Genomic DNA, 13352 nt, shown 5'->3' on the forward strand with positions numbered 1-13352 from the left:
TCTATAGAGCTCCATTTTTATTAGATTTCAGCTAGAGTTTACTTCCAAACCCACTGACTACCATTCACATCAGCTTGAACAAGCCAAGTGTTATCGTTCCACTTTAAAGCATTATCTAATGCATTCTTAAGTTGACCATTATCAAAGCGCCACTTTTGGTTAGGACGTTCAACACACTCTTCCATAGTAATGTTGCTGCCTATCTGATCGACACACATGCCTGGTGCTGTTTTACTAATCAATTTACCAGCAGATGTTAGTTGCCACTGCTGATTATCGCCGATATGACAGCTCCAACCATAAACTTTCGCACCTGGAGTACCATAGCCATTTTCAACATCCAAGCACTGACTTCCTTGTGTCGAAAGTTGCTTCCATTCATCAACAGGTTTGTCATTGCTTGAAGAGGCTTCAAAAAGAGCAGAAACAATTGATGTCATAGGTTGGGTATGGCGCGATGCACTAGGAGCCTGCGTCTGCCAGCTAGAAGGAACAGATTGAGTTACATCCCAATCGCCTCTACCATCGTAATAAGATTTTGCAACAGCTTGAGGCGTTGGCGTCCACAAAAAGTCTGGGTGGCGATTCTGATACCATTCACCACCAATTACGTTACCCGATGCATCCAACTCTAAGTCGTAATAATATCTTACACGCGAAACACCATCCAACCTTGGTTTATCATAGTCTTTATGTGTAGGGTTGGTTTCAACCATATAGTCAACAACCATTTCCACACCGACTACAGATACGGCACGTGACGAGCGGTATTTAGTAAACTTATCTTTTTCATAATCCCCCATCGCGATTGTAACGCTTGCCGGATCATTCGACGTACGGTTGGTTTGCGGGTTAAAGTACTTCACCTTGTAACCCAAAATTGGCTGGTTCCATACCTGATAATCATAAGTCGCATCCATGATCATACTACGACCAGTGATACCAATCTGGTTAAGGACCGATAAGTGCCAGCTCGCTGGGTTGTTATCAACACAATCGGGTTCGATTACTCGACCATTTTCGTCTTTTGCTGGATCTTTAATGTTACAACGACCGCCGATAAATCGAGTGTTAAATGGTGCCTCAGCCCACAACAAAGTCCCTAGAGCTTTAATATCAGAAGGGTAAAACTTCAGCGCATCACCATTGGCATCTAGCACATTAATTGATTTTTCAGGACGTGGTAGCATATAGGCAGCGGCTGCCCAACCATGGCAAAGCCCCATCCAGCGTTCAACTCGGCCTTGAGAATCATAGTACCCTTTACCTGAATCCCATGAACGCTTAGTTAGAGTAAAGTTTTTATCTCCAACCAATAAGTCGTATTTTTCTGCAGGAGAAAGTAAATGACGTTGCTCACTTGAGTAGCTATCCACTGGTTTGATTGAGTACGAAAAGTCATAATACTCTTGCCAATCTGAAGCATAAAGCTCTCTGTCTGCATATCGCCATCCTGCCGCTCCGGAATATAGGGGCCAATATGTATCAGACCAAGGCTGAACTGACAGTTTTTTTGAATCTGGTGCTGCATTGTCCAATTCAACTAGATTACGAATAAGAGCATTCCCCACATCGACTAAACGCGCAGGATTATCGTTGCCTAGGTTTGGAGCAAAACGAGGCGTAAGCATCGGCTCGGCTCTTTCCATTACTGTATCACGCATCTCATTTCTGATCCGCTCGATATCTTCAGCGCTCATAGTCTCATAATCGGCTCCTTCTTTCTCAGGCAGCCTATCCATTACTTCTTGTGGGTTATCGTGAAACGCATTCATAAATTGTTCAATTTTTACATCATCTGCTACAGCGACCAAAGGCACCGAAACAGATAACAAAGCGATGATTTTTTTCATTTTCAAACTCTACTCCGTTAGATTTTGTATAAAAAGTTGCGTAGACATTCCAACTTTAACGAAGCGTAGATTGATGATATTTATTGTGCAAATCAATACATAACTAGCATGAATTACTTAAACCGTGAATAAAACTAGCAAAAAATCCTCTCACTAATTCCTAATTTATATATAAAACATTGACTTACAAAGTATGTATTTAAATAAAGTCAAAATATAATAACAGAATATTAATCTAGAGTTGATACAACTTTTTAAGTTTATATCAGTAAATAAAAAGCTCCCTAGGTATGACTAAGGTCAAAATAAAATCTGAAATTAATTCACGAAAACGTTACCGTATCTATGTGCTTTCCATATTTATCAGTAAATAAAACTTATACTTAATTGAATATATATGCGATTTTAATTTATGACATGTCAATATTAAACAGAATGTGATACGTATTTATTTAGAGGTTATGAGAGAAGAGAATTCGTTTTATCGAGTAACTAATATGGGTTCAAAATATAATATGTCAACACCAAAAAATTAGATATTTTGATGAGGTTATATTTAATTATTGAGAGCATTGTTCAATTTTTTCTATAGAAGTTTGCTATATGTAACAAAAATCAATCGAGAAGGTAAGTGTTTTTATAATTCAATAGGAAAATACTTCAAATAAAATAATAATCATAATTTGTCAGCAATGAAAAATACACTACTACTTTACACAATACTATTAATGTTAACTTTTACATCTCAGGCAGATACAAGTATTTATATTCTTAATAATACTCCAGATGAGATTGACTTAACTATCGTAGGACAACCTAGTCTTTGGCAGAAGAAAAACATAGGTCCTCTACAGCCATATAAATTAACCTATGTTGCAGAGCTAAGCCGTAATTCAGGTGTTAAATCAGGAAAAAAATATGACATCTACACATTTCTTGGTGAAACAATGCTGTCATTGGTTATAAGATTAGAAGGCACTTTTTGGGGTTCCAATATATCTTATACATTAGCAGATCCAGAAACTATAGAGCTAGGTGATCTTAATACTGATAGAAATATCTATGCCAGTTTCAAGAATGATTATCAATACTACTATAAGGCAAGCTATACTGGTGGGTATGATAAAATCACACTGGTTATTGATAAAATAATAGAAGAAACATCCAGACGATCGGAGAATAATAGCCTGAGTATACTCACCTATAATACTTGGATGCTTAGTTATGTTGGTAAGTATATGGGGGTAAGAGACACTTTAATAGCAAATTCTAGAATAGTTAATAATCATGATGTCGTATTTATGCAGGAACTATTCCGATATGAAAATGTACAAAATATCCGATGGACTATGCAAAATTATTTCCCTTACACAAGCAACAAACTTGATGGTGGCGGCAGCAATACCTATGACGGTGGCGTTCTCACTTTTAGTAAATACCCAATAGTGGAGCAAGCTCAACACGTTTTTGAGAATTGTAAAGGCACAGATTGCTCAGCAGACAAGGGAATATTGTATACAAAAATTATGAAAGGCAGATATCCCTACCACCTTTTTAACGTTCACTTAGGAGCTTGGAACTCCCAAGCATATAGAAACATTAGAATGCTCCAAATTGGTGAAATATTTACTTTTATTAATCAACTTGACCTGCCTAACGATGAGCCCATTATTATTGGTGGAGACTTCAATATAGCCAAGCATAAATTCCCACTCGATTTTGAACAAATGCAAAGAGTTCTCAATGTTAATGAGCCCCCGTTAGAAGGCACCCTACGTTACAGCTTTGATCCATACCTCAACGAACATATCAGTTACAGCGATGAATCTGATAGAGAGCGCCTTGACTATATACTATTTGTAGACAATGGCTCTATTGTTAATAGTTCCAGCAAGATTACCTTACCACGTAGTTTCCAAGAAGATATGTGGGGAGTATGGGATTTATCCGATCACTTTGCTGTTAGTGCTCAATTTACCGTAGGTAATTGAATTTCTATTTCTTTGAATGAATACCTTTCTTTTTTGTAATCAATAACTTGCATTATTTACTTAGCTGTAAACTGAGTTTTCAGCCTCATTTAATAAAAAAACAAAATGTTTTTAGCTACAAACATAAGATTTTTATATCAATTTCAACTAATCTACCATCTCTATTATAAGTTATTGAATTAAAATGATTTATAGCAGTAATACTATCAATAAAATGGAGTTTAAATTGAAAATGAAGTTGTCTATTTCTACGTTACTAGCAGCATCCAGCACACTGTTGGCCACCAATGTTTTTGCTCAAGTTGAACTTGCTCAATTAGATCCCTCCCAAGTTACTATTCAAAGCTTACAGAGTTCAGGTAGTGGTTGCCCTTTTGGCACCGTATCTTCAACCATTGCACCTGATGGTAAGTCCTTTGTTCTTGGTTTTGACGAATACATTGCCGAAGCAGGACCAGATATTTCAAGACGTGAAAATCGCAAAAACTGCCAAATTACTGCAGTACTAGGTATTCCCAATGGTTATGCATTCACTCTAGCGGATGTAAACTATAGAGGTTATGCCGATCTTGATGAACACGTTATGGCGCAACAAACTTCTACCTACTTCTTTGCCGGTGAACGTCAGGAAGCAAGGTTAAGTTCAGCGTTTTCTGGACCTATTTCAGACAACTACCAGATCAGTGACCGTATTGGCCTACAAAGCTTGGTTTGGTCTTCGTGTAATGCAACTGAACCTGTTGTTATAAAGTCAGAAGTGAAAGTCGACAATCGTAATGCACGTCAAAATAGTGGCTTAATCACATTAGATACAATAGATGGTAAGCTCACTCACAGCTACGGCCTAATGTTTAAAAAATGTGGTGACGTTAGCCCTTCAGGTGAAAGAATCTAGTCTAATTTACAAATAAACTTGGGGGCATTAAGCCCCCACTTTTGATATATCAGGCATTTATTAAAGGGAGTTAAAAGTTACTTGCCTTTCACTATACCCCATATTTGCCGAAGTGTAGTTTATATCTATCTGAATATTTCCTGAGACTTCACCTTCAGAACCGTATACTGGGCATGTCGCAACATGAGACAGATATGTCGCTTCTTGTGGTTTCATAAAATAGTATATTTGCTGCAAGTTACATTCACCAATAGTCATTCCCTGTGATTGTATACGTGCTCTCTGTTTATAGTAATGTGGACCTGCATCGAGTAGATATGCTGGCTTGTGAGTGTAAACATTTACTTGATAGTAGTCAGTGTACTCATTGCCTGACTTGTATAAACCAGTGTCATGACTATAAAGAACATTTAAGTGCCAATAGGCAAGCTCTGATTCATCCGTCGGTAATAACCCTGGTTTTGAATAAAAGCATTGGAATTGGCTATGCGGTATGTCTATTTGTTGCTGAACAGGCGCACTTTGTCGAATGGACTCAACACCACAACGATGTTGAGTATATCCATTTTGCTCCATACTTTCACGAATCTGATGCTCCAATTCGAATTTGCTGAAAACACCTTCCGGAGAAGTATCTGTGATGACTTGTGGGGTTTCCGCTTGTACATTGGCAGCTAAGCAAGTAAAAAAGCAAACGGTTGCTATTCTTGTTTTCATCATTATTATTTCCTCTTATAAATCGCGAATAAATTACCCCACAATATTCATACGCAATAGAGGTCACATTGGTTTTTGTGATGCAAAACGAAAATACATTATTTAATTAAATCAATAAATACAATATATGGAATTTATATTTATTACATAATTAAATTGATAGGAATACTATCTATATTTTATCAAATACTAATTTTAACTATATCAATAAATGACAATAAATACTAAACCGTTTCCCTAATGACGTCTTTTTTAATATCATTAATGAAGTTATTTTCAAGAATAACCATATCACTTTCCACACACATGTTATGTACAGTAAATGGCTCAATTTCAATGATGGAAGGGACTGTAACTTTAATACTTTCTGGCTAATTAGAATCAACATGGCGATAATTAATCGTAACTACTCCTTGTAACAACACGAAAGTTTTTAGGCGAGTGCCCTCATTCAGCCCCCTTATGGTAAGTATTACCACATAATGAACCTTTTTTCCTTGTAATATAAATAAATTCTCCATAATCTTTTACTTTAAAAGATTTTGTTTCTCCTCGCTCATCATGCCCTATAGTATCAAATGGCTTGACTGTAATCATAGCTTCTCCTAATTTTTATACTCTATTTAAAGATCTTTAATAAACAAAAATTATATCTAAATTATTGTTTTAAAAAATAATAATTTAATGATATTAAAAATATATAATAGAAGAGGAGGAAGGCTATCAAGCATTAGGAGTAATGCTGTAAAATGGCGCGGCTGTAAACATTTTTGCCGCGCCATTGGGGGAGAAGGGACTTTAAAGAACTAAGGTTTTGGTAACGGACATTTCTCTTATTGCGTATTTTATACCTTCTCGACCGATGCCACTATTCTTCACACCTCCGAATGGAAAGTGCTCAGCTCTAAAACCTGGCCCATCATTGGTTGCCAGGGTTCCAACATCCAGTTCATCAAATAGTCGATGTATCGTTCTCATATCGTGAGTAAAAACACCAGCCTGGAGTCCATATTCACTGCTATTAATTACCGGAATAATCTCATCTATGCAATCAAACGATCGTAGTGGAATAACGGGGCCAAAAACCTCTTCATTCATTACAGGGCTATCATCAGGCACAGTTTCCAATATAGTTGGATAAACAATATTGCCTTCTCTATGGCCACCCAGGGCCACTTTTGCACCCATTTCTATACTCTGATCAATCACTGCCTGAATTTGAATAGCAGACTGCTCATTAACCAGTGGACCAACAAACGTCTCTTCTTTGCTAGGATCCCCTACTACCAGTTCACTACTTGCTTTTACAAGCAAATCGCGAAACTCGTCATAAACGTCTTTATGGACAAACAAACGCTTAGCCGCAGTGCAACGTTGGCCTGCTGTAGCAAAGCGCTGCTGAATGGCTGCATTCACTGCACCATTAAGATCAGCGTCTGGCATAACGATTAAAGGGTCACTGCCCCCTAATTCAAATAGCATTTTTTTATAACCCGCATGAGCTGCAATAGCTTCAGCTGCAGGGTGGCCTCCAGTAAAGTTAATCGCATTGACCTCTGGGTGACTAACTAGTCCAGCCATTTCATCAATATCTGGCACAACAAGCTGTAATACCTCTTTAGGTATACCTGCTTCGTAGCATAGCTCTACTAACTTAGCTGCCGAACCTTGGTTAATTGGTGCCGGTTTTAAAATAATACGATTACCAGCAGCAAAAGCTGGACCAATTTTATGCATTGCTATGTTAATAGGAAAATTAAAAGGTGTGATACACAGTACAGTTCCAATTGGGGTATAACGAACAACACCGGTTCTACCTCTTGCAGGTGCATACGCGTCGGAATCTAACACTTCACCCTGAATTTGCCTTGCTTCTTCACTACAGGCTATAGCTGTATTGATAGCACGTGTCAGCTCTACTCGGCTATCTGCAATAGTTTTTCCTGTTTCGTGCGTGATCATTTTTGCTAAAGATTCGGCATGACTCTCTAATAATCCAGCCAGTTTACGTAGTATATCCGAACGTTGAAAAGCTCTTAGATTCGACTGTGTTTTACGTCCTTTACGGAGGATGGTCAGACAGTTTTCAATATCATCTTTTGTACTAAAGTGAAATTGACCAATGCTTTCTTGTGTGTATGGATTTTTTACCTGATAAGCCAATGTCATAAGTCTTTCCTATGTTCTAGTTAAGGTGTATGGAGATGATTTGGTAAGTGAGCTGCCCACCAGATACAAGCAACGCCCACCACATCAATCTCAAAAATAAGGCGGTATTTACTTTTTTTAGTAAAAACACACCCAGCTTTGTCGCCAAAAAAGCAGCCAAAGCAAAAATTACAATAAGTCCTGCATTATCAGAAAATGAAAAGCCTAGGTAGAGAAATGCGGGTATTTTTGTTAAATGTACAAATAGTTGCATCAAAGACTTGTTGGCAACAATACTCTCTTTGGACAAGTCATCACGCATAAAAAACGCTGTGAGTAAAGGATCAACCGCACCCGCTATAATTCCTAAGCTACCAGCAGCCAACCCAACCCAAAAAAAATGCTGGTCCTTGATTTTTAACATCGGCAATTTTTGAGGTTTAAACAAAGTGTAGGCAATGAGTGCTAGCAAAAGGTACAGAGCGAATAAATCACTAACTAATTCCACAAGAAGTCGCGTAGTAAGCGCTGCTCCAAACAGAGCCCCAAAACAAAATGGTACACACATTTTGGCGGAGATTTCACCCCGAAGTAGCCAAGCTCTTATCCCATTACCAACAATTTGAATCGAAGCGTGGATAGCAATCAGAGGTCTAACTGGGATAAATACACTCATGCCTGAGAACATCAAGATCCCACCAGCACTGCCAGTCAAACTGGATAATACCGAAGCAATAACTACCACCAAGGTTGCAAGAATTAGCGTAGTGGTTGATAAAGAAATGATATCCATAACTTCTTTAGCTGCCTAACCAATAACAGAAAGGTTACTCTATGTGACATAGGCGAACGAACGTAGAGCCAGTGAATGTTTTTTTTGGTACCAGAGCTGGACTTAAAATATGCCTATATCTGGCTCTATCCATCACGCACCATCAGTCAGTAAACTTGATCACAATGTACAACTTTCGCTGCGATGAATAAACCCTCAATAACGCATTCATCAAGTACCAAAGTTAAGCAATAACGAAAGTGATAACCTTAAGAGGCTGATGATGAAAGACATAGATATCCAATCACTGATTAACAGTAATACTGAGCACGTCTGGCACCACATGAAACCTCACCAAGCAACGCCAATGATGATCGAAAAAGGTCAAGGCATGTATGTCTGGGATATTCATGGCAAACAGTATCTAGATGCCGTTTCTGGTGGCGTTTGGTCTGTTAATGTTGGTTACGGTCGTGAAGAAATAGCCAATGCGGTACGCGATCAATTGGTCAAAATGAATTACTTTGCCCAAACAGCAGGTAATATTCCCGCTACGTTATTTGCTGAAAAGCTTCTTGAGAAAATGCCGGGGCTCAGCCGTGTTTACTATTCTAATTCTGGCTCTGAAGCTAACGAAAAAGCGTTTAAGTTGGTAAGACAAATTGCCGCTAAAAAATATGGTGGCAAAAAACATAAAATACTTTATCGAGAGCGTGATTACCATGGCACAACTATCGCTTGCCTGAGCGCAACTGGGCAAGAAGAGAGACGCGAACAGTATGGTCCATTTGTACCTGGATTTGTCAGCGTACCTCATTGCTGTGAATATCGCTCACAGTGGGGAGATATCGAAGATTATGGCCTTAAGGCAGCCAATGAGATTGAGCAAGTGATCCTTCGTGAAGGGCCAGATACTATTGGTGCTATTTGTCTTGAGCCTATCACCGCTGGAGGAGGCGTTATCGAGCCACCAGCAGGATACTGGCAGCGAGTTCAAGAAATATGTCGTAAGTACGATATCCTACTGCATATCGATGAAGTCGTATGTGGTTTGGGTCGCACCGGTAAATGGTTTGGCTATCAGCACTATGATATTCAACCTGATATCGTGACTATGGCCAAGGGTGTCGCATCAGGTTACGCAGCTATCTCATGTACAGTAACCACTGAACAGGTCTATCAAATGATCCATGATGAAGATACCACTAACCGCATGGACTATTTCCGTGATATTTCTACTTTCGGCGGATGTACAGCAGGCCCGGTTGCAGCCCTTGCCAACCTTGAAATTATAGAAAGAGAAAACTTGGTTGAAAATGCACGTATACAAGGTGAATATTTAAAAGAGAAAATGCTGGAGTTGAAGAAAAAACACCCAATCGTCGGTGATGTGCGTGGTAAAGGACTCTTCGTTGGTCTTGAACTTGTACAAGATAAAGAGACTAAGCAACCCATCGATGAAAGCATAAGTGTCGCTGTTACAGCAAGTTGCTTAAAACAAGGTGTGATTATTGGTAGAACTAACCGTTCATTCCAAACACTCAATAACACACTGTGTTTAAGCCCAGCTTTAGTCACTCAACAATACGAAATCGACCTCATCGCACAGAGCATTGATAAAGCGCTAACTGAGGTCGAAGAAAAGCTATTTATGCCGGCGTTGTAGTCGTAATCAACACCCTCTCTATTGCTTGAGCTAAAAGACGGACCCCATCACGAATGCGGTTCGTCTTTATCAAAGAAAAACCTAAACGAAAATAACGATTCGATTCATAGTCTCTATCGGAAAGGTTATGGAAATGCTGTGTTCCGGTCTCAATATAAACACCTAGTTTAATCGCTTCTTGTTGCAAGCAAATACAGTCTAATCCTTTTGGCCCTTTGAGCCACATGGCGCTTCCTCCAACCGAAGGAGCAATATCAACCTGAGGCAAAAATTCTTGTAAAGCACATTTTAGCACTTCATAACGCTCTAAGTATCGCACCCTCAGTCTGTGAACCAATGTGTCATGGTACCCACCTGCAAGGAAAAGCGCCAAGGTTCTCTGGTTGTTAGCTGGTGTATGACGCATCATTAAACGCCTAAGTGCGCGAGCTTCTCGGATAAGTGACTCTGATCCAACTAGATAACCAACTCTCAAGCCTGGTGCTAATGTTTTTGACAAGCTGCCTACGTAAATCACCCTACCGTCATTGTCTAGGCTTTTCAGTGCAGGCGTCGGCGTTGAATAGAAGTTAAGCTCACATTCATAATCATCTTCAATTAACACCAAATCATTTTCAGCGGCTTTTTGTAACAAACTAAGTCGCCGTTCCAATGGCAATGTCACCGTTGATGGTGACTGATGACTAGGAGTAACAAATATATAATCACAACTATCAATCGCCTTATCTACAACCAAGCCTTCTTTATCTACATCCAATTCTTGAAGTTCCGTTTGATTAAGCTCAAATATATGACGAACATCAGGATATCCAGGATTTTCTATGCCTAAACGAACCCCCTGCCCGCCGAGTAGTTGGCTCAATAAATAAAGTGAATGTTGTGTACCGACTGTCAGTAAAATCTCATTCTTATTACAGCGTACCCCACGGCGAGCGAGAATTCGGGTCCTTAGCTGGTCAATGAGCAAAGGATCGTCCTCATCCACACGGTCTTGCAACCACTCTTTTGTTTGCAAGCTTTGTGTCGCTCTCTGGTTACATTCTCGCCACTCTCTTACAGGAAAAAACTGTGGATCGGGTTGACCGTAGATAAATGGATATTCGCATTGCCTCCAGACATCAGGTTTATACATAAGGCTCTGGGCAGAAGGCACTAAGCGAAATTTATTCGACCAATCGACATCACTTGCTCTTGAAGGTAAAGCAGAGTGGGTTGCTACTGTATTTTCACCATAGGTATGGTGAACAAAAAAACCCCTTCTCTCTATCGCAATTACGTAACCTTCCTCAATTAGTTTTTCATAGGCGAGTACGACAGTATTTCGCGAAACTGCAAGTGTTTTCGCCAACTCTCGACACGAAGGCAATGCTTCACCAGACGTAATATGACCGTCGAGAATACTGGTAGTTATCATATTTTTAATCTGGGTTTGTAGACTGGCACCCTTGCCAAATTTCATGTAAAATAGATGCTTCATTTTGTTATAATTATCAACAGATTGTTAAATCATTGGCACCATTTTTAACATACTTCTGGCTCTAATAGTAATCCGACCTTTTATCTATGATGTGCTCTTATGCCGTTCAGTAACGCTAGGATTTTAAGCCATGCATGTACATCCACCCAATCACGGCCTTCGGGCACTATTCTGGTTAATATTGTCTATCTTTTCTTTTCCATCTTTTGCCACTAGTACCGACCAAACTCCTAATTTCGACCAGCACGTCAATTCCTTTATTTCCCCTATTGCTGAGCAACTTTCTGCGATTGTTTTTTTCAAAATCAGTATATTTGGGTATTCAGTACCCATCATTGTTCTCTGGCTAAGCTTGGCCGCTGTCTTTTTTACCTTCTACCTAAATTTTGTCAATTTAAGAGGTTTAGGGACTGCATTTCGCTTAATACGAGGAGACTATACTAACCCAAAGGCAGAGGGTGAAATTTCACACTTTCAAGCCGTAGCGACGGCCATTTCTGGTACTGTTGGAATAGGCAATATTGGTGGAGTCGCCGTTGCAATTACTATCGGCGGACCAGGTGCAACATTCTGGCTCATTTTGGCTGGTTTTCTAAGTATGTCTACCAAGCTCGTCGAATGCACCTTAGGTGTCAAATATCGTAAAGTAAATCCTGATGGAAGTATTTCAGGTGGCCCAATGTATTACCTTGAGCATTACCTCAAAAGTCGAAACTACCCAACCTTGGGTAAATGTTTAGGCGGATTCTATGCCCTTGCATTGGTGATTGGATGTCTGGGAATTGGTAACATGTTCCAATCAAATCAAGCTTATGCACAATTGCTGGTTGTCACTGGTGAAAGCCAAAGTTTCTTTGCAGACAAAGGGTGGTTATTTGGGGTTATCATGGCTGTTTTAGTTGCTTTGGTTATCCTCGGTGGTATCAGCTCAATTGCGAAAGTAACCGCCAAGCTTGTCCCTATCATGGCACTACTATATGTGGTTTCAGCCTGTGTTATTCTCACCATGAGTGCAGAGCATTTACCTGATGCTATTGCTCTCATATTCTCCAGCGCATTTACCTTAGAAAGTGCCACTGGCGGTGCCGTTGGAGCAATCATTGTCGGTTTCCAAAGGGCTGTATTCTCTAATGAAGCTGGTATAGGTTCATCGTCTATTGCCCATTCAGCAGTACAAACTGATGAACCCGCCTCTGAAGGATTAGTCTCATTATTTGAACCACTAATTGATACCGTTTTTATCTGTACATTGAGTGCACTGGTTGTCATCTCAACAGCTTATCCGACAGGATTAATACACGGTGAACTGGTAGGTATTGAGCTTACCTCAGCAGTATTTGCTCACCATATTCACTGGGCTCCCTACCCACTTGCAATTGCTGCCTTGTTGTTCGCTTTTTCAACCACCATTGCTTGGTCTTACTATGGGCTAAAAGGCTGGACCTATCTATTTGGTGAGAAAAAGTCTACAAAACTTTTATTTAAGCTAATGTTTTGTAGTTTTGTCGCTCTTGGAAGTATGATCCATCTTGATGCTGTGCTTCAGTTCTCTGATGCATTAGTATTCTTAATTGCAGTTCCAAACGTACTTGGCCTGTATTTATTCGCACCACTAGTCAAGCGTGAAGTAGAAGATTACCTAAACCGAATTAAACTCGGTGAGATTGTTAACTACCGACATCTAAACGAGAACCACGAAGCTTATCCAAGCTACAAAAGATTTTGGATTCGCCTGACCAGTCGTTCGCAATATCGGTCAGAACAGACTTAAACAAGATAAAGGCCTATTTACAATAGGCCTTTATCTTTAATATCAAAAGAAGTAAGCCTGCC

10 protein-coding genes are annotated in these 13352 nt (G+C 39.5%); 4 read left to right on the plus strand and 6 right to left on the minus strand.

Annotation, left to right across the window (positions count from 1 at the left end):
• Positions 1-38: 38 nt before the first annotated feature.
• Positions 39-1853, minus strand: a complete 1815-nt coding sequence (locus tag OCV27_RS09750) for a ricin-type beta-trefoil lectin domain protein (RefSeq protein ID WP_125323060.1) — start codon at positions 1851-1853, stop codon at positions 39-41.
• A 692-nt stretch (positions 1854-2545) separates the two neighbouring features.
• Here OCV27_RS09750 and OCV27_RS09755 point away from each other — a divergent pair.
• Both OCV27_RS09755 and OCV27_RS09760 read left to right on the plus strand, forming a co-directional pair.
• Entirely contained in the window at positions 2546-3844 is a 1299-nt protein-coding gene (locus tag OCV27_RS09755; RefSeq protein ID WP_337969051.1) for a sphingomyelin phosphodiesterase, read from the plus strand.
• 232 nt (positions 3845-4076) lie between these two features.
• Positions 4077-4739, plus strand: coding sequence for a DUF4360 domain-containing protein (locus tag OCV27_RS09760; RefSeq protein ID WP_245986894.1), 663 nt, complete (start codon positions 4077-4079; stop codon positions 4737-4739).
• A gap of 60 nt (positions 4740-4799) precedes the next feature.
• On the opposite strand, the gene OCV27_RS09765 is transcribed toward OCV27_RS09760, so the two are convergent.
• The 4 genes from OCV27_RS09765 to OCV27_RS09780 all read right to left on the minus strand — a co-directional run bounded on the left by OCV27_RS09765 (position 4800) and on the right by OCV27_RS09780 (position 8397).
• Complete coding sequence (locus tag OCV27_RS09765) at positions 4800-5459, minus strand: hypothetical protein (protein ID WP_245986892.1); 660 nt, start codon at positions 5457-5459, stop codon at positions 4800-4802.
• 444 nt (positions 5460-5903) lie between these two features.
• Positions 5904-6053 carry a hypothetical protein gene (locus tag OCV27_RS09770; protein WP_185759877.1) on the minus strand — a complete coding sequence of 50 codons (150 nt, stop codon included), beginning with the start codon at positions 6051-6053 and terminating at the stop codon, positions 5904-5906.
• Between the two features lie 201 nt (positions 6054-6254).
• On the minus strand, positions 6255-7625 hold the full coding sequence (safD, locus tag OCV27_RS09775) for a sulfoacetaldehyde dehydrogenase SafD (RefSeq protein WP_125322668.1): 1371 nt from the start codon (positions 7623-7625) through the stop codon (positions 6255-6257).
• Between the two features lie 16 nt (positions 7626-7641).
• Positions 7642-8397, minus strand: coding sequence for a sulfite exporter TauE/SafE family protein (locus OCV27_RS09780; protein ID WP_125322667.1), 756 nt, complete (start codon positions 8395-8397; stop codon positions 7642-7644).
• Between the two features lie 259 nt (positions 8398-8656).
• On the opposite strand from OCV27_RS09780, the gene OCV27_RS09785 reads away from it, so the two are divergent.
• Entirely contained in the window at positions 8657-10042 is a 1386-nt protein-coding gene (locus tag OCV27_RS09785; protein ID WP_221740622.1) for an aminotransferase family protein, read from the plus strand.
• On the opposite strand, the gene pdxR is transcribed toward OCV27_RS09785, so the two are convergent.
• Positions 10026-11501, minus strand: coding sequence for a MocR-like pyridoxine biosynthesis transcription factor PdxR (gene pdxR, locus OCV27_RS09790; RefSeq protein ID WP_221740621.1), 1476 nt, complete (start codon positions 11499-11501; stop codon positions 10026-10028). The two genes, OCV27_RS09785 and pdxR, sit on opposite strands and share 17 nt — an antisense overlap.
• Before the next feature lie 148 nt (positions 11502-11649).
• Here pdxR and OCV27_RS09795 point away from each other — a divergent pair, with 148 nt between their 5' ends.
• Positions 11650-13290 carry an alanine/glycine:cation symporter family protein gene (locus tag OCV27_RS09795; protein WP_125322665.1) on the plus strand — a complete coding sequence of 547 codons (1641 nt, stop codon included), beginning with the start codon at positions 11650-11652 and terminating at the stop codon, positions 13288-13290.
• Positions 13291-13352 lie beyond the last annotated feature (62 nt).

Source organism: Vibrio pectenicida (assembly GCA_024347015.1).
In the GTDB taxonomy this organism is placed as follows: domain Bacteria; phylum Pseudomonadota; class Gammaproteobacteria; order Enterobacterales; family Vibrionaceae; genus Vibrio; species Vibrio pectenicida.